Origin of the sequence: Rhizobium sp. CG5 (assembly GCF_023701945.1) — a bacterium.
GTDB lineage: Bacteria > Pseudomonadota > Alphaproteobacteria > Rhizobiales > Rhizobiaceae > Allorhizobium.
On record NZ_JABAEF010000009.1, the window covers coordinates 22982 to 43751 of the forward strand.

Annotated in this window: 21 protein-coding genes and 2 pseudogenes; 7 read left to right on the plus strand and 16 right to left on the minus strand. The window is 61.0% G+C overall.

Annotation, left to right across the window (positions count from 1 at the left end):
- Positions 1–71: 71 nt before the first annotated feature.
- Entirely contained in the window at positions 72–590 is a 519-nt protein-coding gene (locus tag HGO38_RS15845) for an L-2-amino-thiazoline-4-carboxylic acid hydrolase (RefSeq protein WP_250956872.1), read from the plus strand.
- Here the strand turns inward: HGO38_RS15845 and HGO38_RS15850 are convergent.
- On the minus strand, positions 587–1048 hold the full coding sequence (locus tag HGO38_RS15850; RefSeq protein WP_250956873.1) for an RrF2 family transcriptional regulator: 462 nt from the start codon (positions 1046–1048) through the stop codon (positions 587–589). The genes HGO38_RS15845 and HGO38_RS15850 overlap by 4 nt on opposite strands.
- 415 nt (positions 1049–1463) lie before the next feature.
- Between HGO38_RS15850 and HGO38_RS15855 the strand changes: the two genes are divergently transcribed.
- From HGO38_RS15855 to HGO38_RS15870, 4 genes are all read left to right on the plus strand, one after another.
- The gene (locus HGO38_RS15855) at positions 1464–2018 is read left to right on the plus strand and encodes a flavin reductase family protein (RefSeq protein ID WP_250956874.1); all 555 of its coding nucleotides are present in this window, start codon (positions 1464–1466) and stop codon (positions 2016–2018) included.
- A gap of 55 nt (positions 2019–2073) precedes the next feature.
- Positions 2074–2688, plus strand: a complete 615-nt coding sequence (locus HGO38_RS15860) for an RBBP9/YdeN family alpha/beta hydrolase (protein WP_250956875.1) — start codon at positions 2074–2076, stop codon at positions 2686–2688.
- 408 nt (positions 2689–3096) lie between these two features.
- Entirely contained in the window at positions 3097–3234 is a 138-nt protein-coding gene (locus HGO38_RS15865; RefSeq protein WP_250956876.1) for a hypothetical protein, read from the plus strand.
- Positions 3235–3347: 113 nt separating this feature from the next.
- The gene (locus HGO38_RS15870; protein WP_250956877.1) at positions 3348–4418 is read left to right on the plus strand and encodes an acyl-CoA dehydrogenase family protein; all 1071 of its coding nucleotides are present in this window, start codon (positions 3348–3350) and stop codon (positions 4416–4418) included.
- Between the two features lie 24 nt (positions 4419–4442).
- Here the strand turns inward: HGO38_RS15870 and HGO38_RS15875 are convergent, their stop codons facing one another.
- The 12 genes and pseudogenes from HGO38_RS15875 to HGO38_RS15930 all read right to left on the minus strand — a co-directional run bounded on the left by HGO38_RS15875 (position 4443) and on the right by HGO38_RS15930 (position 15541).
- A complete protein-coding gene (locus tag HGO38_RS15875; protein ID WP_250956878.1) occupies positions 4443–4898 on the minus strand; it encodes an RrF2 family transcriptional regulator in 456 nt (151 codons plus the stop codon).
- A 222-nt stretch (positions 4899–5120) separates the two neighbouring features.
- The gene (locus HGO38_RS15880) at positions 5121–5957 is read right to left on the minus strand and encodes an ABC transporter permease subunit (protein WP_250956879.1); all 837 of its coding nucleotides are present in this window, start codon (positions 5955–5957) and stop codon (positions 5121–5123) included.
- Positions 5954–6757, minus strand: coding sequence for a taurine ABC transporter ATP-binding protein (locus tag HGO38_RS15885; protein WP_250957069.1), 804 nt, complete (start codon positions 6755–6757; stop codon positions 5954–5956). The genes HGO38_RS15880 and HGO38_RS15885 overlap by 4 nt, the downstream gene beginning before the upstream one ends.
- Positions 6758–6858: 101 nt before the next feature.
- Positions 6859–7846: pseudogene (gene tauA / locus HGO38_RS15890) on the minus strand (taurine ABC transporter substrate-binding protein).
- A gap of 259 nt (positions 7847–8105) precedes the next feature.
- Complete coding sequence (locus HGO38_RS15895; protein WP_250956880.1) at positions 8106–9164, minus strand: isopenicillin N synthase family dioxygenase; 1059 nt, start codon at positions 9162–9164, stop codon at positions 8106–8108.
- A 58-nt stretch (positions 9165–9222) separates the two neighbouring features.
- A complete protein-coding gene (locus HGO38_RS15900; RefSeq protein WP_250956881.1) occupies positions 9223–9915 on the minus strand; it encodes a methionine ABC transporter permease in 693 nt (230 codons plus the stop codon).
- The gene (locus tag HGO38_RS15905; RefSeq protein ID WP_250956882.1) at positions 9869–11029 is read right to left on the minus strand and encodes a methionine ABC transporter ATP-binding protein; all 1161 of its coding nucleotides are present in this window, start codon (positions 11027–11029) and stop codon (positions 9869–9871) included. The genes HGO38_RS15900 and HGO38_RS15905 overlap by 47 nt, the downstream gene beginning before the upstream one ends.
- Before the next feature lies 1 nt (position 11030).
- A complete protein-coding gene (locus tag HGO38_RS15910; RefSeq protein ID WP_250956883.1) occupies positions 11031–11828 on the minus strand; it encodes a MetQ/NlpA family ABC transporter substrate-binding protein in 798 nt (265 codons plus the stop codon).
- Complete coding sequence (locus HGO38_RS15915; RefSeq protein ID WP_250956884.1) at positions 11829–13253, minus strand: FAD-binding oxidoreductase; 1425 nt, start codon at positions 13251–13253, stop codon at positions 11829–11831. It abuts the gene before it with no gap.
- Entirely contained in the window at positions 13253–14440 is a 1188-nt protein-coding gene (locus HGO38_RS15920) for an aminotransferase (RefSeq protein ID WP_250956885.1), read from the minus strand. The genes HGO38_RS15915 and HGO38_RS15920 overlap by 1 nt, the downstream gene beginning before the upstream one ends.
- Before the next feature lie 215 nt (positions 14441–14655).
- Positions 14656–14864 (minus strand): annotated as a pseudogene (locus HGO38_RS15925) (IS6 family transposase); the annotation flags it as partial.
- A 50-nt stretch (positions 14865–14914) separates the two neighbouring features.
- Positions 14915–15541 (minus strand): RBBP9/YdeN family alpha/beta hydrolase, encoded by a 627-nt coding sequence (locus HGO38_RS15930; protein ID WP_284739439.1) that lies wholly within the window; start codon positions 15539–15541, stop codon positions 14915–14917.
- 478 nt (positions 15542–16019) lie between these two features.
- Here HGO38_RS15930 and HGO38_RS15935 point away from each other — a divergent pair, with 478 nt between their 5' ends.
- A complete protein-coding gene (locus HGO38_RS15935) occupies positions 16020–16208 on the plus strand; it encodes a hypothetical protein (protein WP_250956887.1) in 189 nt (62 codons plus the stop codon).
- Between the two features lie 69 nt (positions 16209–16277).
- Here HGO38_RS15935 and HGO38_RS15940 read toward each other — a convergent pair whose 3' ends face one another.
- From HGO38_RS15940 to HGO38_RS15950, 3 genes are all read right to left on the minus strand, one after another.
- Positions 16278–16931, minus strand: a complete 654-nt coding sequence (locus HGO38_RS15940; protein WP_250956888.1) for a methionine ABC transporter permease — start codon at positions 16929–16931, stop codon at positions 16278–16280.
- Positions 16912–17994 carry a methionine ABC transporter ATP-binding protein gene (locus HGO38_RS15945; protein ID WP_250956889.1) on the minus strand — a complete coding sequence of 361 codons (1083 nt, stop codon included), beginning with the start codon at positions 17992–17994 and terminating at the stop codon, positions 16912–16914. Before HGO38_RS15945 ends, HGO38_RS15940 begins: the two co-directional genes overlap by 20 nt.
- Before the next feature lie 70 nt (positions 17995–18064).
- Positions 18065–18895 (minus strand): MetQ/NlpA family lipoprotein, encoded by an 831-nt coding sequence (locus tag HGO38_RS15950; protein WP_250956890.1) that lies wholly within the window; start codon positions 18893–18895, stop codon positions 18065–18067.
- A 448-nt stretch (positions 18896–19343) separates the two neighbouring features.
- Between HGO38_RS15950 and HGO38_RS15955 the strand changes: the two genes are divergently transcribed.
- The gene (locus HGO38_RS15955) at positions 19344–20753 is read left to right on the plus strand and encodes an LLM class flavin-dependent oxidoreductase (protein WP_250956891.1); all 1410 of its coding nucleotides are present in this window, start codon (positions 19344–19346) and stop codon (positions 20751–20753) included.
- The last annotated feature ends 17 nt before the right edge of the window (positions 20754–20770 follow it).

Genomic DNA, 20770 nt, shown 5'->3' on the forward strand with positions numbered 1-20770 from the left:
GGGCGCCCTCGACCGGCGTCCCAGTTCGCTTAAACTCCGCAACGGTTTTGCGCAGGAGAAAGACCGGATTTATGACACGTGACGTTCACTCGCAAGGCGCGCAGACACCTGCCGAGCTCGGAATTCTCGCCCAGCGCAAGATCGAAGCCGCGATCATCGCGCCCATCTACGAGAGCATGGTGGCCGAGATTGGCAAGCAGCGCGCCCAGGTCATCATCGATGCCGCCATCAGCAAGGCGGCGTTTGCTGCGGCCGAAGCATTTGCGGCAAATACCGAAGGCGGCACGAGCCTGCGTTCCTTCCAGGCGCTGCAACATCTGTGGACCAAAGACGATGCACTGGAGATCGAGGTGATCGAAGCGTCCGACACGGTCTTTGACTACAACGTGACGCGGTGTCGGTACGCTGAGACCTATCGCGCCATGGGGCTCGGCGACATCGGTCACCTGTTATCCTGCAACAGGGACAGCGTCTTCTGTCAGGGATATGATTCCAGGATAAAGCTGGAGCGCACGCAGACGATCATGCGCGGTGCCTCGCATTGCGATTTCCGCTACACGTTCGATCCGGAGCCGGGCCCGCAGACCTAAACCAGTTCAGGTTGCCGTTCTACGGCAGTCTGCTCTTCCGTGCCGTCCTTGTTGGCAAATTGCTCGAGCGTCATGTGGTCCAGCACCGACGCAATGGCATCTCGAACATCGCTCATCGATCGGCGTACGTGACAGGCCTGCGGATCGGCACAGTCGTCACAGGTCTCGAATGCCGTGCGGCTCGCGCATCGTATGGGCGCCAATGGACCGTCAAGCGTGCGGATCACCTCACCGATGTTGATGTGGGAGGCTGCCCGCGACAGACAGTATCCACCGCCGGGCCCCTTTTTTGACCGCAGAATTCCGACATTGCGCAGTTCCAGCAAAATGGTGTCCAGGAATTTCTTGGGGATGTTATTGCGCGTTGCGATCTCGCTGACGAAGGCTGTTTCGCCTGCATTCAAGCGAGACAGGTCAACAAGCGCCTTCAGCCCGTACTTTCCTTTTTTTGTCAGCATTGATGGAGAAGCTTTCGATTGATGTGAACGCTGAAATAGGTGGCGCAGGTTGAATTGTACGATTCAAATGCACCCAACGACAATCTGGCTACGCGACAATTGCGTCGGCCTCAAGACAACAATTGATTCAATGTATAGAAATGGTGAATAACATCATTTTTGCAAGGCTCCGAGCGGCCATTGACTATGGCGCCGCCACCTCTGATCTGCGTGGATTGCGGCCCCTGTTCACCGGGGCTCAACGCCGCGCCCCGACTGGCTGGGCCTGCTCGCCATCCCTGACGCGCACCGCACGCGATCTTAGGCATAATTTCTATCAAATATATGGACAATGAAATTCTATATCTGCGGACAGGCGTGATTGGCTGCTAGTTTGCGACATGACGCGACGTCAATTCTTCTCTGGAGAGCTTACATGAATATTACACAAGCAGCCTTCGGCCAGACCGCTCGCGAACCTGCGGCAGTGGCTATCGACTATGCCGTCGATGCCGAGGGTTTAAAGGCAGCGTTGCGCAATCTGGCCGGCGGCGTGAGCATCATCACGGCCGGGGAGGGCGAGCAGCGCTCGGGTGCCACCGTGACGTCCGCGACCGCTCTTTCGGTCGAGCCGGCCCGCATGCTGGTCTTGCTGAACCGGACATCGTCCACCTGGCCCGTGGTCGAGAGGTTTGGGCATTTCTGCGTCAACGTCGTCGGACCCCTTCATGAGGGCTTGGCAAGTCAGTTCGCAGGGCGCGGCGGATTGCGGGGCGCTGAGCGATATCGTGGATTTGGATGGACGACGCTGGCAAGCGGCGCGCCGGTTCTCGATGACGCGGCGGCGGCGATCGACTGCGAAGTGGAGGAGGCGATCGAACGGCACAGCCATGTCATCGTCATCGGTCGCGTGCTGGCCATCCGTGCCGCCGGCGGCGGTTCACTGGTCTATGGCAACGGACGGTATTCCGCCTTGCCCGGCAATTTCTAACCGACGGGTCGCAATCGCAGGCCGAAGCATAGCTGGTATGAAGCAGGGGGCTTTGGTGAATGACGCCGCGACGCTTGTCCTGCCCGGCCTTAACGGTTCGGGCGATGGGCACTGGCAACGGCACTGGGTGCTCGATCAACCGGATGCGCAACTGGTAGAGCAGGATAACTGGACCTGTCCCGATCTTCACCATTGGCGGCAGCGGCTGGAAGATCGGATCGCCGCGATCGGCGATGTCTGGATCGTGGCGCACAGCCTTGGCTGCCTGCTGACCGCAAACGTCGCCCGCAGTCCGCTGGGGGCGCATATCCGCGGAGCGCTGCTGGTGGCGCCTTGCGACCTGCAGGCGACGGAGCGGTTGCACCCTTGTGTGCTGAACTTCGGGGAGATGCCGCTCGATCCCTTGCCATTTCCCAGTTTGGTCGTCGCAAGCCTTGACGATCCCTATATGAGTTTCGGCAGCGTTCAGCAGGTTGCCCGATGCTGGGGCAGCCAGTTGATCGATATCGGTGCTGCCGGCCATATCAATATCCAAAGCGGTCATGGCCGATGGCCGGTGGCCTATGATTTGATGCGGCTCGTGCAGGGGTCGTCGCGGCGCCCTGTTCAAAGCCCGAGCCTTCAGGGAAAGCGCCGGGTGGAAGCGTTGGCAAGCCTTGTTATTCAATAGCCCACGGCGGACGATCGGCTCATGGCTGCGACGTTTTTCGTGGCGGGCCGGCGCGGTGGGAGAATCCTGCTCCGAAGTGCTCGAAATATAGAATACTAATTTTATGGAATATATTGACTTGGAACCCGGTAGCGGCGAAATTGTTAACGTCGCATCTGTGATCGTTCAAAACGGGAGACATGCATTATGCCCATGGGGATAGCGAGTTTTTCCTTCGATCTGTTCGGGCTTACCCGCCGCGAGGCTGGTGTAGAGCCGCAACGGCCTGAATTGGGCAAGCGACCGGCCAAGGTCGCCAACAAGGCCGTCGCAGACGCCGAGGCAAAGGAATTGCCACCACACAGGGACTCCGAACATGTCTTTTGGGGCATGTTTCCGGTCCTTTGAACCGCAACAGGAGATCAGATCATGTCCTATGCCTTTAGCGGTTCCGCGCCCAAGCGCCGTCTGGTAAAATCACGGCAGATCAGTCTGTCCTATTGCCTGCAGGCATCTTGCGTTGCCGCGGCATTTTTGTTCGTCACCGCAGCCGTGTTCCTGCTCTAGTTGGCAGATCACGGCGTGCAGCGTCACTTGGAGGGCGTTCAGACGGGAAGTAAGCTGCTTGTGGTTAATGGCTGGTTCGGCGCAGTCTGCATATCGGTCCTAAGGAGCAAGCGATGGGAACAGTAACGCATCTACACGAGCGATTGCGCACCGTTCCCACGCGAATTGGGGCCGAGGACGAAGTGCTGGGCATTGCGCGCAGCCTGGTCAGCGGTGGACAGGCGGGAGATCGGTCCGGTCCGTCTTGGGACGACCTGGTTCAGTCCGGCCTGTTTGCCATATCGATTCCGGTGGATTTTGGCGGGTTGGATATTTCCAACGCCGTGATGGCGGAAGCCGTGTCGATCATTGCGGCCACGTCACCCGAATCCGCGACTGCGCTTGCCGGACATTTCTCGACCCTTGAAGCCATCCGCAACGCCGGCAGCGAAGAACAGCGCCGTGCGATTTTCGCACGTGTCGCCTGCGGGGAATGTTTCAGCGGCCTTGTGCGTGGCGATGGTCCCGTCAGCGAGCGAGGGCTTCGCCTGTCGACCGAGGGCATCGGCTACTGTCTGGACGGCGAGATTGCCAGCAGCGCAGCACTGTCGGTCGACTGGCTGACGCTGTTGCTGGCGGATGAGCGGGGCGAGCCACGTTTTGTCCTGGTGCCACGCCATGCGCGGGAAATTGGTATAACGCCAGGCGAGCCCGGTCACCACCGGCTGTCATTCCAGCGGCTCCATGTCGCGGCAGATGCCGTTCTGAAAGCCAGTGCCGATGCGCGCCTGATGTCTGGCGCAACGGGCCAGCTGCTCGACGGTGCCCTGGTTCTGGGCCAGTCCACGCAAACATTTCTGTCTTCGATCCAGCGTCTTCGCGACCGGCGTCACGACGCTGACGAGAGCGACCTGCGCGTGATAAAGGTCGAGATTGCCAGGGCCTACGTAAAAATGGAGTCTCTCGCAGCTCTGATCAATCGCTGCGGCACCGAGATCGACATCGCCCAGGTGACACCCGGCGCCCGTACCATCACGCGGGCCGGTCAGCTGGCCAAGGCGCTTGCCATTGCGGCTACCCAGACGTTTGTGCAGACGGCAGACGGCCGATCCGAGGACGCGCTTGTCGAACTTGGGTCCGATTTGGCCAAGGAGACGCCTGGTCCTGCCCAGTCACAGGAAACGGACGGGGCGGTTGACAGGTGAGGTTATGGACGCGACGTCCAGCCTTCAGCCAGCCTGTTTTTCGCTGCTCACAACCGACACGGTGGTTTCGTCATTGACGAACTGCGCCAGCGTCATGTTATCGAGAATCATGGCGATCGCATCCCGCACCTCGCTCATCGAGCGACGCACCTGGCAAGTGTCGGGATCACGGCAGTCGTCGCATGCTTCGAACGCGGTGCGGCTTGCGCAGCGAATCGGCGCCAGCGGCCCGTCCAGCGTCCGGATGACCTGGCCGATCATGATCTCGGACGCCGGCTTGGACAGCGAATAGCCGCCATTGGGCCCCTTCTTCGAGCGCAGAATGCCGGTGTTGCGCAGTTCCAGCAGGATCGTGTCGAGGAATTTCTTCGGAATATTGTTGCGGGTCGCGATCTCATTGACGAAGGCAGTTTCGCCACTGTCGAGCCGCGCGAGATCGACCAGCGCCTTCAATCCGTATTTGCCTTTGTTGGTTAGCATTTTCAAATCTCATGTCGTGGGACGTCGAAACAGGGGTGGGCGTATAAATGCGATTGATCGCGCTTCGATTGAAACGCGATTGTATGTCCACAAACTAAATAGTTTTTACCAAATAATGACGCAAGCACAGAAAACTGCGTTTTTTGGTCGTTTTTTGTGTTGCGCTGTTGACGTGCAACAGTCGCGCTGGATTTCGACCAAAAAAACGACCGAAACCGGCAACTATGACCTGTTTGCCCAGGGCACGAGCGCGCGTTCGAGAACACGGGCCGCCAATTCCAGCAGGATAGCGATGAAAGCGATTACGGCGATTCCCGCGATCACGACGTCGGTGACGAGAAACTGGGCGGCGGACTGGATCATGAAACCCAGCCCCTGGCTCGCGGCGATCAGTTCCGCGGCGACGAGCGTCGACCAGCCGGTTCCCAGCGCGATGCGGATGCCGGTGAGGATGGAGGGCAGGGCGGAGGGCAAGATGACATGTGTGAGCAACTGCATTTCGCTGCCCCCAAACGAGCGCGCGGCGTTCATGTGATCCTTGGACACTGACCGTACTCCGGCGGAGGTCGACAAGACGATGGCCGGCAGCATGGACAGGGCGATGACCGTAATCTTCGAGCCTTCGCCGATTCCGATCCAGATGATGATCAGCGGCAGATAGGCAAGTGGCGGCAGGGGCCGCAGGAACTCGACGATCGGATCGAGAATGCCGCGACCGATGCGGCTGGTGCCGATCGCCAGACCGGCGGGCACGCCGACCAGAACCGAGACCAGGAGACCGCCGAGTATGCGCTTGAGGCTAGCGGCGACGTGTTCGGCCAGGGTGGAATCGACAAATCCGACGGTGACAAGGTTCCAGGCCGATTGCAGCACCACCGGCGGAGCCGGCAGAAACACCGGCGATACCAGCTTGTAGGCGGAGGCAAGCCACCACAGGGCAATCAGCGTTACAATCGTCAGGCAGGAATAGACATAGATCGGCACTTCGGGCCGGCGCAGGACGACGGGGGTCGCGTTTCGATCGACAAGCGCCTCGGGTAGTTCTGTCGATAGGGTCATGCGGCGTCCTCATTCGCATTCCTGTTGATGAGGCTGGTCAAGCCATCATGCATCCTTTTGTAGAGCGGCGACGACTTTATCTGAGCCGGCGACGCGCCAGCTAGAATCTCGCCCGCGAAGCCGACAGGAATGTCTGCAGCAAGCCGCCCCGGGTCGGGTTCCAGAACGACGACCCGGGTGGCCAGCAGCAGTGCTTCCTCGATACTGTGGGTGATCAGCAGGGCGCCGGCTCCGCTCTTTTGCAAGACATTCAGCAAGAAACCCTGCATGCGGCTGCGGGTCAGCGCGTCCAGCGCGCCCAGTGGTTCGTCCATCAGAAGGAAGCGGGGGTCCGAAGCCAGCGCTCTGGCAATGCCGACGCGCTGGCGCATGCCGCCAGACAGTTCCCATATCCGCCGATCGCCAGCGTCGGCCAATCCGACCAGCTCAAGCAGTTCGTCGGCGCGTACCCGGCGATGCTGACTGGCGACGTGTTGCAATTTCAATGGAAAGGCGATGTTGTCGCGTGCGTTGAGCCAGGGATACAGGGCATCGTCTTGAAACACCACGGCTCGGTCGGCGCCGGGGCCGGCGATCGGCACATCATCCACGGTGATCGTGCCCTCAGTCGGCGCGATGAAGCCTGCCGCGAGATTGAGCAGACTGGTCTTTCCGGAGCCCGAGCGGCCGATGATGACGACGAATTCCCCGGTGGCAATGCTGAGATTGATCCGTTCCAGAACCCATGGATGCAGCTCTCTGGAGCGGCCATTTTGCGGAGCATAGCGCAGCGAGATGTCACGGAAAGACAAGGTGCTCATCGCATAGACCTCGGGCATGAATTCATCGGAAATGGCCCGGCCTTTGAGAACCGGGCCATGATGGATCGGCCTGGGCCGATGGATCGGCCTGGGCGAACCGATCAGAAAGACAGCTTTGCGGCGTCGCTGACCCAGCGGGTCGAGACATAGGGAGTATACTCGGCGAGCGCTGCCGGGATCTTGCCCTGTTCCTTCAGGAAGGCCGCCGTCGCCGCAACCGCCTTGACAGTGCCGCCGCCCAGGAGATCGGCCTTGGCTTGTTCCTCAAGCGTCGGGAAGAGATAGCCCTTGAGCAGGGCGGGCACTTCCTCCTGTTTGGCGCCGGTCAGTCGGGCGATCTTTTCGGCCTCGGCCGAGGTCGGGCCCCAGGCCTCCGGATTGGATCGGTAGGCCGCCGTGGCGTCGCCTGTGACGCGAACGAAAGCAGTAACGATCTCCGGATGCTCATCTGCAAACTTCTTGCTGACGATCCAGGCATCGAATGTCGGTCCGCCCCACTCGGCCACGTCGGCGGATGTGGCGAGCACGGAGCCGGTCTTCTTGATCTCGGCCAACACCGGATCCCAGACATAGGCACCGTCAATGTCACCGCGTGCCCAGGCGGCGGCGATTTCCGGCGGGCGCAGATTGAGGATCTCGACGGTCTTGGGGTCGATGTTCCAGTGCTTCAGGGCGGTCAGCAGGCTATAGTGCGCCGTCGAAACGAAGGGGGTGGCAATCTTCTTGCCGGCCAGTTCTTCCGGCTTGGCGATATCCCGCACGGCCAGCGCCTCGGGCGATCGTCTCGATCGGCAGCTCGCGGCTGGCCGCCGCGGCAAGCGGCGAAGAGCCGACATAGCCGATATCGAGCGAGCCTGACGCGATCGCTGCGATCACGTCGGCGCCGCCGTCGAATTTCTGCCAGTTGATCTTGGCACCGGTGACCTTTTCATAGGTGCCATCGGCCTGCGGAACGCGCGAAGGCTCGACGATCGGCTGGTAGCCGATATTGAGCGTGACATCGGCGGCTCCGACAAGGCCGGTTTGAAAAATGGTCAAAAGAGCGGCGCCAGCGGCAAGGCCTGCCAGGCTTCTGCGAGTGAGTGTCATGGTGCTTCCCCTCCTAGGGACCCTCGGAGACCTTATCGCCTCTCGATGCACGCATGATGATACAGACGATAGATTTAGTAGAGAAATTTCCAACTCTTTTTGCCGCCATCTCTGTCAGGAATTTTCGACCGGTTCGACATTGGGAGATGTTCGATCCGCCCGCGCCGATGATGGTGCGGCCAAAATAAAGAGGTCGGATGTGGTGTTCACATCCGACCTCTCCGGTCTGCGTCAATGTGCGGATCGATGCCCGGCTACCTTAGTAGGCGGATGCGATGGCGTTTCCGGTGAGTTGCTCCGGCGTCAGCAGATCTGCATAGTGGGCGCGTGCGACATCAGGGTGCGAGCGCAGGCGGCTTTTCAGGACATTGCTTCCGACATCGCGGAAAATAGGGTTGAGCGGATCGACCGTGATGCCGCGTTCCTCGCGCTGCAACTCTTCCGGCAAGTCGATGACCGGAATGGTGGCATCGTAACGCGCACCCATGAAAAAGGCGACGGAGAAGCGCTCCGTGCCGGCCGGCGGCGTCACAACATCGTGCACGTCGGCGCGCACGAAGCCATTGGTTGCCAGCTCCAGCAGTTCACCGGTGTTGATGATGAAGGTGCCGGGTACCGGCGGAGCATCGAGCCAGACGCCGTCTTCTGTGCGCACGCGCAGGCCGGGGGTCACGTCCTGCAGCAGCACGGTGACGAAACCACCATCCTTGTGCGCCCCGACGCCCTGATCGCTCTGGGCAACATCGCGTCCGGGATAGCGGATGATTTTCAACAGCTTCGTCGGTTCCGGCTGATAAATAGCAGAGAAGACGTTCTCATCCTGGCCGAGTGCCACCGAGATGGCTTTCAGGACCTCGATGCCGATGCGGGTCACTTCGGCCTGATAGGCGAGCAGCAGGGGTTTGAGCGCCGGAAGGGCGGAAGGCCACTGGTTGGGGCCGATCAGCCGTGCCCAGGCCGGCGTGTCCGGGCCGATCTCCAACGGCTCGGACTCGTTGTTGACGTCGACCTGTTCGCGCCAGTCCTGCTTGCCGCGCGTATGTTCCAGTCCGGCCCTGTTGTAGCCGCGGAAATGCGGCGACTTGACCATTTCGATCTCCAGCTTGTCCCTTTCCGGCAGGGCGAAGAACTGTTTGGAGACGGCAATGACATCGGCGATCAGCTTGGGATCGACGCCGTGGCCGGTGAGGTAGAAAAACCCGTGGTCATGCAGGATCCGGCGCAGGTCGGCGATGAAACGGACGCGCTCCTCCGGCCCCGCATTGAACCGCGAGATATCGACGAAGGGCAGTTGGGTCGCAAGCGTGTGGATTGTCATGATGCTCTCCTTAGAGTGGCCGTTGCAAACGGCATGGCCAAAAATTCGATGGGCTGTTTTAGGCGCTTTGCCGGCTGCGGGCGATCCGGTGATTGACGAAGCGCGCGGCAAAATCGCCGGTCATCTGGATCGACTGGACGATGGCGACCAGAACCACGACCACGGCGACCATCACCTCGGGCATGAAACGCTGGTAGCCGAAGCGGATCCCCAGGTCCCCCAATCCGCCCCCGCCGACCGTGCCGGCCATGGCCGAATAGCCGATCAGACTGACCAGCGTGACGGTCTGCCCTGCGACGATGCCGGGAAGGGCCTCGGGCAGCAGCACCTTGAAGATGATCTGCAGCGGACTTGCGCCCATGCTCTGGGCAGCCTCGATCAGGCTCTGGTCGACCTCGCGCATCGCGGCTTCGGCGAGACGGGCATAGAGTGGCGTGATGGCGACCGTCAGCGGCACAATGGCGGCAAAGGTGCCGACCGTCGTGCCGGCAACCAGCCGTGTGAACGGAATGATCGCCACCATCAGAATGATGAACGGGGTCGATCGCACCAGGTTGACCAGGGTGCCGACGATACGGTTGAACAGCGGCCGTTCGAGAAACTGGCCGGGAGATGTCACGACCAGCAGCACGCCGAGCGGCAGGCCGATCAAGGTGGAGATCAGGGCAGCAACCGTCACCATAGTGACGGTCTGCTTGATCGATTCAAGAAGCAGCGCGATGAGCGCCGGGGATAGCAGACCGGACAGCATGACCGATGACCTCTCCATGGAGACCGAGGGAAGACAGATAGGACAAAACGCTCTCGAAGCCGGACCCGGCGCCTTCGGCAACCAGGGTCAGGACGCCGAGCGGTGCCCCGCCGATATAGTCGATGCGCCCATGCAGGATATTGGGGCGGATGTGGAAGCGCTGAACCAGATCGGCGACAACAGGCTGATGTGCCGAAGCGCCGGTAAAGGTGATGCGCAGAACCGGATCGGTATTTCCGGTCGCCGCCGGCAAGAGGAGTGCGCTCACCTCGGGCGGAAGGTCGTGGGCGACGATGCTCGACAGGAATGAACGGGCCGTGGGCGATTTGGGAAAGGCGAAGACATCGAATGTCGCGCCGCTCTCGATGATCCGGCCCCTTTCCAGAACGGTGACGTGATCGGCGATCTGGCGCACCACGTCCATTTCATGGGTGATCAGCACGATGGTGAGACCGATCCGGCGGTTGATATCCTTGAGCAGATCGAGAATCTGCTCGGTCGTCTCCGGATCAAGCGCGGAGGTCGCCTCGTCCGACAGCAAGACGCTCGGGTCGAGCGCCAGCGCACGAGCGATACCGATGCGCTGCTTTTGCCCGCCGGACAGTTCGGACGGATAGGACTCCGCCTTGTCGCTGAGGCCGACCAGGTCCAGCAAGGCCGGCACTTTCTGGCGGATGGTTTCCTTCGCCACGCCGGCAATCTCAAGCGGCAGCGCCACATTGGCAGCGGCGGTGCGCGACGAGAGCAGGCTGAAATGCTGGAAGATCATGGCGATGTTCTGCCGTGCCTTGCGCAGTTGCAGGCCCTTTAGCGCGCTGATCTCGTGGCCGGATACGAAGATCCGGCCGGAGGAGGGGCTCACCAGCCCGTTCAGGCAACGGACCAACGTGCTCTTGCCGGCCCCGGAGCGACCGATGATCCCATGGATCGAACCTGATGCGACCGACAGCGAAATGTCGTCGAGCACAGGGCCGCTCTTGGGGTCGTAGACCTTGCTCAGCGATCGGATCTCGATGACGGGACGTGCGGCTGTCGTTTCCGCTTCGGTTGACGCCGGGGAAGAAAGGGCAAGCTTCGTCGTGAGGTCGGTGCTGGTCCGTGCCAGAACGGTCATGTTACCAGCCCGCGATCACGTTGCCTTCGAACTTCTTGTCGATGAAGGCTTTGACCTCGGGAGACTTGTAGGCTTCGACCAGGGTCTTGACCCAGGGGGCGTCCTTGTTCTTTTCGCTGACTGCAATCAGGCAGAAATAGTCCGACAGTTGGTCTTCGATCAGGATGCCGTCCTTGCCGGGGTTGAGGCCAGCCGAGAGCGCAAAATGCGAGGTGATGACCGAGAAATCGACGTCTTCCAGCGAGCGCGGCAGCTGGGCTGTTTCCAGTGGCACGATCTTGATCTTCTTGGGGTTCTCGATGATGTCGAGTTCCGTCGCATTGAAGGTCACGCCGGGCGTCAGCTTGAGCAGGCCGCCGGCTTCCAGAAGCTTGAGCGCGCGGCCGGCATTGCTGGGATCGTTGGGGATCGTCACCTGAGCGCCCTCGGGCAGCTCGGCCAGGGTCTTGTACTTGCGCGAATAGCCGGCCATCGGCAACAGCACGGTCTTGCCGCCGACGGCGACGAGCGTCAGCCCGCGATCGGCATTCTGGCGATCAAGATAAGGCGTGTGCTGGAAGCCGTTGGCATCGAGATCGCCATCATTGGTGGCCGGATCGATCAGGGCGCCATCGGAGAATTCGACGATCTGGATGTCCAGGCCCTTGGCCTTGGCGATGGGCACAACGGCCTCGGCAATCTGTGCATGGGGGCCGGCGGTGACGCCGAACTTGATGGTTTCGGCCAATGCCGGCGCGTGGGCTGCAATCAGCAGGGCCACAGCAGAGACCGTGCCGGCAATCAGGGATTTCAGGCGCATTCAGTCAGTCCTTCCAGGAGTGTTGATGAGATCGGACGGGGCAGGGTCCGGCAGGATCTTGCCCGGGTTGAAAATGCCAAGCGGGTCGAGCGCCGCCTTGAGCTGGTGCATCAAAGCGACGGCGTCGGCGCCGTGCTCGGTGATCAGGAATTTGCGCTTGCCGAGACCGACGCCATGTTCGCCACTGGCCGTGCCGCCGGCCGCCAGCGCCCGCATGACAATCCGGTCGGCATAGTCGGCGACCTCGGCCTCCTCGTTATCGCGCAACATGAAGACGCAATGGAAATTGCCGTCGCCGACATGACCGACGATGTAGGCGGGAATGTCGGAGCCGGCGACATCCTCTCGGGTTTCCAGGATGACGTCGGCCAACCGCGAGATCGGCACGCAGACATCGCTCGGCCAGGAATGGGCGCCCTGGCGCTCCGCCTTGGCCCAGGCGAGACAATCGCGCCGCGTCGTCCACAAGGTTTGTGTCTCCGAGCCGGGTGCGGTCCAGGTCAGCTCCGTGCCGCCGTTGGCCGCGACGATCTCACCGACCGTGCCGGACAGCGACCGGATATCGTCCGTGGCGCCATGAAATTCGAAGAACAGCGTCGGCAGCGGTTCCAGCCGCATCTCGCCATGACGGTTGACGACTTCCACCAACGGCTGATCCAGAAGTTCGACGCGACCGATGGACAGCCCGGCCCGCTTGATGTCGGTGACCGCATTCACCGCCCCGGCCAGCGTCGCAAATCCGGCATGGGCAGAACGGGCTTCCGGGATCGGATGCAAGCGCAGAATGACTTCGGTGACGACGCCGAGCGTGCCCTCCGCGCCGACAAACAATCGGGTCAGATCGTAGCCTGAGGAGGATTTGCGGGCCAGGGAGCCGGTCCTGACGATCCTGCCGCCTGCGGTGACGACGGTCAGGCCGAGCACGTTTTCGCGCATCACGCCGAAGCGGACGGCATTGGTGCCGCTGGCGCCGGTCGAGACCATGCCGCCGATCGAGGCATTGGCACCGGGGTCCACGGGGAAGAACAGGCCGGTGTCACGCAGGGCGGTGTTGAGATCGAGCCGGCGAACACCGGCGCCGACACGGGCGATCATGTCGTCTGCGCGGATTTCGAAGATGGCATCGAGGCCCGACAGATCAACAGATATTCCGCCTGCTACCGGTATGGCGCCACCCTCAAGCCCGGAACCGGCGCCAAAGGCAACGACCGGGACCTGATGACGTGTGGCGATCGCAACGAGGTCGGCCACCTCCTGCGTGGTTTTGGGATAGACCACCACATCGGGCCGCTGCCCATGGTGGTGACTTTCATCGCGGGCATGCAGGTCGCGGATCGACTCGCCGGTCAGCGCGGCGGTGCCGAATCGGGCCTTGAGGTCGATGATGGCAGCTTCGACCGGCGGCAGCTGGACGTGGGAGTTCATCACGCCGCCTTCCAGCTTTGACCCTGGCGCCAGCGGGCCAGGCGATCCAAAGCGGTCTCAAGGGTTTCGCGATGTTTGGCAAAGCAGAACCGCACATGGCTTGTAACGTCGCGCGCGCCATAGAAGGACGAGACAGGGACCGGGGTGACGCCGGCCTCGACGGTCAGGCGGCGGCTGAAGGCGAGGTCGTCGCCGTGCGGGTCGAAGCCACGGATATCGGCCACGGCGAAATAGGTCGCATCGACCGCGGCAACATTGAACCCGACCTGCCGCAGGCCATTGACCAGCAGATCGCGGCGGTCCTCGAGCCCCGAGCGCAAATCGGCAAAGTAGGAATCGGGCAGGTTGAGGCCGGTCGCGATCGCGGCCTGCAGCGCCGGCGGAGTGGTGAAGGTCACGAATTGATGCGCACGCGAAATGGGCTCCAGCAGCGTCGGAGCAGCCGTGACGTAGCCGACTTTCCAGCCGGTCAACGAAAACGTCTTGCCGGCCGAGCCGATGCGCACGACACGATCGCGGATCTCGGGCAAGCCAAACAGGGAGACGAACGGCCGGTTGTCGAAGACCAGGTGCTCGTAGACCTCGTCGGCGACGATGATGAGGTCGTGTTTCAGGGCGATCTCGGAAAGCGCCGAAAGTTCCTGGGCGTAAAAGACCTTGCCGATCGGGTTCATCGGATTGTTGACGACGATGAGCTTGGTGCGCGGCGTGATGGCGGCCTCAAGCGCATCCAGCGGCAGCGCCCAGTCGGGTGGCGACAGGCGGACCGGCACGGGAACACCGCCGGCGCGCCGGATCAAGGTGCCATAGGCATCGTAGACAGGCTCGAAGACGATGACTTCGTCGCCCTGGTCGAGAAGGGCCAGAAACGTGTCCGTCAAGGCTTCCGTGGCGCCCGAGGTGACCAGCACTTCCCGTTCCCAGTCAATATCGAGCCCGAGGAACCGTTTTGCATTGTCGGCCACAGCCTGACGCAGACCGGGCAGGCCCATCATCGGCGGATATTGATGCGGACCGTCCCGCAGTGCCTTCACGGCGGCCTCGATCACGATCTCGGGCTCAAGTCCCTCGGGAAAGCCTTGCCCGAGATTGATTGCGCCCGTTTCCGTCGCCAGCCGCGACATGGACTCGAAGATCGACGTGCGTACGGTCGCGAAAATTGGATTGACCACGGTTGTTCCCAGCATGCTGATTTTATTGGGCGCAACATATAATCCATAAAATATATATACAAAGAATAGTTGGGTTTGGGTTGCGCCATTTTCAGGAATTTATTTCCGAATTTTGGCAATGATGGCGGGCATTTTTGCTAGGTCAGATTGTGCATAGACGGGGCGAGGCTGTTGTCGGTGTTTTCACGTTCAGTTGGCCAGGCTGAGAAAGACCATCGGGTCGCGGATTTTCAGGCAATACGGGCCACAATGTTCCAGGCATCGAAAGCTTCGAGCCGATGGTAGCGTATTGTTTGTGCGCCGCGTCCGCGACGGACCTGAAAAAAAACGGGGTCGCGGACTGCATGGAGACGAACCGTTGGAGCGCTCCTGGCGATCGGTGGCCTTGAATGGTTCGTTCCCGTTTTCGGAACGGCCGATGACTGTTCTCAGTCCGATTTATTCGACTTCGCGCAGAACCCAATTAAAGCGCAGATAGAGCCACCTGCGTCAGGACATGGACGAATATCCTGCCCATGGTTCGACAACCGAGAGGCGACGGCTGCGCGCCTGGCGCAATTCCACTTCGCGCGCCTTCAGGCGGTTGAGCAGCTCATAACCGAGAGGCCAGCGACCATGGCCGCTGCGGATGTTGATATGGCCGGCATTGCCGATATCGGCCAGTTCGCTGCCCCAGAGATTGGCGAACTGCCGGGCGGATTCAAGGCTCATATAGGGGTCATTGCGGCTAGCAACGACCATGCTGGGGAAGGGCAGTCGGCGAACTGGCATGCCACCGAAATTGACCACACAGGGATGCAATTCCTCCACCTTTGCCAGATCACAAGGGGCGACCAGCAATGCGCCTCTGATCTTCTTGGCAGACGGGCGCTCGGCGAGGTTAGCAGCAAGCAAGGTGCCGAGGCTGTGGGCGACAATCCAGATATTGTCCTGGCTGGCGAGCTCTTCGTCCAGCCGTTCCTGCCACTCCGCCAGATGCGGACAGTTCCAGTCGCGCTGTTCGATGATGCGGGCGTTCGTATTGTCGCGCGTCCAATGGGCCTGCCAATGGCTATCGCCCGAACCATTCAGGCCTGGCAATACAAATGTGTCCACCCGACTGCGCTCTTCCGACATCGACCAGGCTCTCCAGTTTCGACCCCTTGAGTATCATCCGATTATGCTGCGTTGCGAAGGAATCGTCACCTATTCTCTACATAAATAGTAGATAATATTTTTTCGATCGGCCAGCCACTGCAGCGATTCCTCATAAGGCGACATCTCCCCCCTTCAGGCGACGTTGCGCCGGATGCGGAATTTCCGGAACCGAATGCCGCCGAAACGACTTATGCAGAACGAAATTCCCAGGTCGGGCCGCTGAACCTAAAATATTAGATTTATCTTTCAATTTTTCCGGCCTGTGGATTGAAAATTCTCGCGATAATAGTACACTAAAAATGTAGACAACAGGAGAAACGACTATGTCCCATTCGCATCCGTTCCGCGTATCCGTGGCATCCACGATCGTTTCGGCTTCCTGTCGTCTCTCGCTCTCGCGTCAAATGCGCGGCACCACCGGCAGCCCATTTTCTCAGCCAGAGGCAGCGAGGCCATCATGGAACGGCAAGTAATCGAATATGGCGGGGTGCCCGTCGGGATAGCCGTGCAGCATGAAAACCGGCTGCGTTTCATCGCGGTCAAGTTTCATGTGATTGATCTGGACAACAGCCTGCATGGCAGCGCTTCAGAACTGCGGGCCGCCATCGGCCGGCATGTGATGGGGAGCAAGGCACTGGCTGCCTGAGAGTGTGAGATAGCGATCATCGCCATCAATCCGATGACCCGCCGCAGGTTCTGCGGCGGGTCGCCCGCATCAGCGGCGCTCGATGCGGGCGGCGAACCGGTCGCCGGCCCCCTGGATTCCACAGACGAGGGGGGTCAGGACGACAACGACCGCCATCATCACCGCCGTCTCGAAGCGCTGGTAGCCATAGCGGATGGCCAGGTCGCCCAGTCCGCCCGCGCCGATGGCACCGGCCATGGCCGAGGCGCCGACGAGCGTGACCAACGTGACGGTGAAGCCGGCCACGAGTCCTGGCAGGGCTTCGGGGACGAGGACCTCTCGCACGATCGTCCAGCGATTGCCGCCCATGGCCCGGACGGCATCGATCAATCCGCGATCGATCTCGCGCAGCGAGACCTCGGCGATGCGGGCATAATAGGGGGTTGCGGCGATGGCGAGTGGAACGATGGCCGCCCATGTGCCGAGCGCGGTTCCGACGATCAGCCGGGTGACCGGGATCAGGGCGACCAACAGGATGATGAAGGGCACGGAACGGAAGGCGTTCACCACCGAGCCGAGGATGCCGTTGATCCAGGGGTTTTCGGCAATGCCGCCCTTGGCCGTCGCGACGAGGGCCAGCCCCAGGGGCAGTCCGGCGACAAAGGAGATGGCGCCCGACGCGAGCGTCATTGCGACTGTTTCCCAGAGGGATTTCAGCAGCAGTTCAAACAGGATTGGTGACATAGCCGAGGGCCTCCATGCGCGCGCCATGCGCCGTCAGTGTTGTCTTGACCTGATCGATCAGCGCGTCATTGCTACGGACCGCAACGAAATAGCGAGCAACCGGATTGGACTGGATATGATCGATGCCGCCATGCACGATCCGCAAGCCGAGCGGCAGGAGTTTCGCCAGTTCCACCAGGACGGGCTGAACGGCATCCTCGCCGGCGACATCGATGCTGAAGATCGCGTCGCTGCCCGCCGCCTGCGGACCAAGCCGTTCCGTCCAGAATTCCGGAAGTTGTGGGCGGCTGCCCTGCAGCAAACTTCTGGTAATCTCGGCCTTCGGGTTCGAGAACACCCGCCAGACCGCGTCTTCCTCGACGATCTTGCCATTTTCGATGACGGCCACCCTGTCTGCCACGGCGCGGACAACATCCATCTCGTGGGTGATGAGCACGATGGTCAGGCCAAGTTTGCGGTTGATATCGCGCAGCAAAGCGAGGATCGAGCGTGTCGTCTCCGGATCCAGCGCCGAGGTCGCTTCGTCCGACAGGAGCAATGCCGGATTGGCTGCGAGCGCTCGGGCGATGCCGACGCGCTGCTTCTGTCCGCCTGATAGGGAGGCCGGATAGGCGCTCGCCTTGTCGGATAGGCCGACCAACTCCAGCAGTTCGCGGGCGCGGGCCAGACGCTTGGCCTTCGGCAGGCCCTCGATTTTCAGCGGCAGGGCGACATTTTCCTCGACCGTTTTGGCCGAGAGCAGGTTGAAGTGCTGGAAGATCATGCCGATGCGTCGTCTGAGCGGCTGCAATTCGCGTTCTGACAAGTGAACGATGTCGCGGCCCTCGATGCGGATCGCGCCGGCATCGGGTTTTTCGAGCCCGTTCAGGCAGCGGATGAGCGTCGATTTGCCGGCGCCGCTGCGGCCGATGATGCCGAGGACTTCGCCCTTGCCGACGGTCAGCGAGATCCCGTCGAGCGCCTGCACCTCGCCGAAGCGGCGGCGGATGTCGACAAGCTCAATGACAGCGGCACTGTCTGCCGTGGCGGGGGAGATCGGGCGCCTTTGAGTCTGGGTCTTCATGCGTTTCTCCAAAAACAGCTACGAGGCGGCAGGAAACCCGGCCGCCTCGCAAGATGGTATGGGGTCTGGATCAGTAGGCTATGAGACCGGTGCCCTTGTAGACCTTGTCGAACACTGCACGGACGTTCTCGTTCTGGTAGGACGCAACGAGAGACTTGACCCATTCCTCGTTCTGCGCACCTTCCTTGACCGCGATGAAGTTGCGGTACGGATTGTCTGCGACCGGCTCCTGGGCGATGCGCTCGGCCGGCGAAAGACCAGCCTTGAGCGCCCAGTCGGTGTTGACGACCGCTGCATCGAGGTCGTCGATCGAGCGGCCGACGATGCCGGCGTCGAGTTCCTTGATCTCGATCTTCTTCGGGTTCTCGACGATGTCGGCGATGGTCGCGAGGATGCCGGTGCCGTCCTTCAGCTTGATCAGGCCTTCGTTCTGCAGCACGCGCAGCGCGCGGCCTTCGTTCGACGGGTCGTTGGGCACGCCGATCGTTGCACCTTCGGCGAGCTCGGCGACCGACTTGGCCTTCTTCGAATAGAGGCCGATCGGCCAGACGCCGGTGTATCCGACCGACACGATCTTGTATCCGTGCTGCTTGATCTGGTTGTCGAGATAGGGCTTGTGCTGGAAGGCGTTGGCATCGATATCGCCGCGCTCCAGCGCTTCGTTGGGTTGGGTGTAGTCGTTGAACACCACTGTCTCGATCTTCAGGCCGCGCTTGGCGCCTTCTTCCTGGACAGCACGCCAGACGTCCTCGTCCTCGCCGCTGATAATGCCGACCTTGATTTCCTTGTCCGCGGCAAAGGAGGGAAGCGGCGCGGCGAAGCTTGCGACGGCTGCGGCGAACGCTGCGCCAAGACCAAGGCGGCGGGTGAAGGCGAAGGTGTTTCCTCTATTGTTTTTCATTGGTTTTTCCTGATGTTGTCACGTTTGGGAAGACAACACACAGAATGGCGAAGCACAGGGCTCTTGACCAAGCACCAGAGACTTTTGTTTCGCGTATGGGCGGAAAACATTTTGGTCCTTTTGGTCGGCCGTGAAATTATAATCTATAAATTTAGTGTACAAACTTTGAGCAGGCCGAGCTTTTCTCAGGAGTAGCTCGCGTTCCTAGTCGATCGACAGGCCGGGGAAGCGCCGGACATGGTCGGCTACCGCGCGGCCGGCGCCAGCCGCTGTCGAAGGTGGCGCCGCGGCGGAAATAGACGTCAGATGGGCGACCGGTCAGCCACTCATCTACTTCTGGAAAAAAATCCCCTTAAACAGTCTATAAAAAATATATAATGACTGTTTATTCTGATCGACATCGCGATGCTGTTGGCACCACAGCCTGATATCCGGATGGGATCGAGGAATGAGCAAGCAGATCCATTTCAACGCGTTCGACATGAACTGCGTTGGCCACCAGTCGCCGGGCCTCTGGGCGCATCCGCGCGACAAATCCTGGAAGTACAAGGATCTCGATTACTGGCAGGATCTGGCAAGGACGCTTGAAAAGGGGATTTTCGACGGGATCTTCATCGCCGATGTGATCGGCTATTACGACGTCTACAAGGATAACAACTACCACGCCATTCATCAGGCCGCGCAGATCCCGGTCAACGATCCGATCCAGCTCGCAGCGCCCATCGCGCTCGCCACGGAGCATCTGGGCATCGGCATCACGGCCTCAATCTCCTTTGAACATCCCTATCCCTTCGCGCGCCGTCTGGCGACGGCCGATCACCTGACCAAGGGTCGCGTCGGCTGGAACATCGTCACCTCCTATCTGGAGAGCGGTGCCAAGAACATCGGCCAAGGCGGTCTGCGCTCGCATGACAACCGCTACGAGGTCGCCCACGAATATCTTGAGGTCATCTACAAGCTGCTGGAAGGGTCTTGGGAAGAGGGCGCCGTGCTGCGTGACCGGGAGAAGCGGATCTTCACCGATCCGACGAAGGTGCACGAGATAGGCCACAAAGGGCGCTTCTTCGACGTTCCGGGTTACGGACTGACCGAGCCATCGCCACAGCGTACGCCGGTACTCTACCAGGCAGGCGCCTCCGGTCCGGGCAAGCAGTTCGCCGCCGAGCATGCAGAATGTGTCTTCGTTGCGGCCCAGACCAAGACCATTCTCAAGAACTATGTCCGGGACGTGCGGGCACGGGCCGCCGCCGTCGGACGCGATGCCTCCAAGTTCCGCATCTACAACCTGCTCACGGTGATCGTCGACGAGACCGACGAGAAGGCGCGTGCCAAGTTCCGCGACTACCTCGATTACGTCTCCTATGACGGGTCGCTGGTCTTCATGTCCGGCTGGACCGGTGTCGATTTTTCCCATTATGCGCCCGACGATCTCGTCCGCAAGGTCGAGACGAACGCGATCCATTCGGCGATCGAAAGCCTCTCGGAAGGCGATCCCAACAAGCGCTGGACGATCAAGGAACTCGCTGAGTGGGGTGGCATCGGCGGCATGGGGCCGGTGATCGTCGGTTCGCCCTCGACGGTGGCCGACGAGCTGCAGGCCTGGGTCGAGGAGACCGATGTCGACGGCTTCAACCTTGCCTATGCCGTGACGCCGGAAAGCTTCGAGGACATCGTCGGCTATCTGATCCCGGAACTGCAGAAGCGCGGTGTTTATCCAACGGAGTACCGTCCCGGCACGCTGCGCGAAAAGCTGTTCGGCGGTGGTCCTTACCTGCCCAAGGCACATCCGGCCAATCGTTACCGCGACATCGAGGCTTACAAACGCAACCAGGCGATCGCGCTGGCCAATGCCAGCTGAGATCGAAGGTCCAACCA

Coding starts and splice junctions, on each gene's coding strand:
- HGO38_RS15870 (WP_250956877.1), top strand. CDS start 3,348: ATGGGAACAGTAACGCATCTACACGAGCGATTGCGCACCGTTCCCACG.
- HGO38_RS15955 (WP_250956891.1), top strand. CDS start 19,344: ATGAGCAAGCAGATCCATTTCAACGCGTTCGACATGAACTGCGTTGGC.
- HGO38_RS15915 (WP_250956884.1), bottom strand. CDS start 13,253: ATGAACTCCCACGTCCAGCTGCCGCCGGTCGAAGCTGCCATCATCGAC.
- HGO38_RS15920 (WP_250956885.1), bottom strand. CDS start 14,440: ATGCTGGGAACAACCGTGGTCAATCCAATTTTCGCGACCGTACGCACG.
- HGO38_RS15935 (WP_250956887.1), top strand. CDS start 16,020: ATGGAACGGCAAGTAATCGAATATGGCGGGGTGCCCGTCGGGATAGCC.
- HGO38_RS15880 (WP_250956879.1), bottom strand. CDS start 5,957: ATGACCCTATCGACAGAACTACCCGAGGCGCTTGTCGATCGAAACGCG.
- HGO38_RS15940 (WP_250956888.1), bottom strand. CDS start 16,931: ATGTCACCAATCCTGTTTGAACTGCTGCTGAAATCCCTCTGGGAAACA.
- HGO38_RS15950 (WP_250956890.1), bottom strand. CDS start 18,895: ATGAAAAACAATAGAGGAAACACCTTCGCCTTCACCCGCCGCCTTGGT.
- HGO38_RS15850 (WP_250956873.1), bottom strand. CDS start 1,048: ATGCTGACAAAAAAAGGAAAGTACGGGCTGAAGGCGCTTGTTGACCTG.
- HGO38_RS15945 (WP_250956889.1), bottom strand. CDS start 17,994: ATGAAGACCCAGACTCAAAGGCGCCCGATCTCCCCCGCCACGGCAGAC.
- HGO38_RS15885 (WP_250957069.1), bottom strand. CDS start 6,757: ATGAGCACCTTGTCTTTCCGTGACATCTCGCTGCGCTATGCTCCGCAA.
- HGO38_RS15845 (WP_250956872.1), top strand. CDS start 72: ATGACACGTGACGTTCACTCGCAAGGCGCGCAGACACCTGCCGAGCTC.
- HGO38_RS15875 (WP_250956878.1), bottom strand. CDS start 4,898: ATGCTAACCAACAAAGGCAAATACGGATTGAAGGCGCTGGTCGATCTC.
- HGO38_RS15865 (WP_250956876.1), top strand. CDS start 3,097: ATGTCCTATGCCTTTAGCGGTTCCGCGCCCAAGCGCCGTCTGGTAAAA.
- HGO38_RS15900 (WP_250956881.1), bottom strand. CDS start 9,915: ATGCTGTCCGGTCTGCTATCCCCGGCGCTCATCGCGCTGCTTCTTGAA.
- HGO38_RS15930 (WP_284739439.1), bottom strand. CDS start 15,541: ATGTCGGAAGAGCGCAGTCGGGTGGACACATTTGTATTGCCAGGCCTG.
- HGO38_RS15905 (WP_250956882.1), bottom strand. CDS start 11,029: ATGACCGTTCTGGCACGGACCAGCACCGACCTCACGACGAAGCTTGCC.
- HGO38_RS15910 (WP_250956883.1), bottom strand. CDS start 11,828: ATGCGCCTGAAATCCCTGATTGCCGGCACGGTCTCTGCTGTGGCCCTG.
- HGO38_RS15855 (WP_250956874.1), top strand. CDS start 1,464: ATGAATATTACACAAGCAGCCTTCGGCCAGACCGCTCGCGAACCTGCG.
- HGO38_RS15895 (WP_250956880.1), bottom strand. CDS start 9,164: ATGACAATCCACACGCTTGCGACCCAACTGCCCTTCGTCGATATCTCG.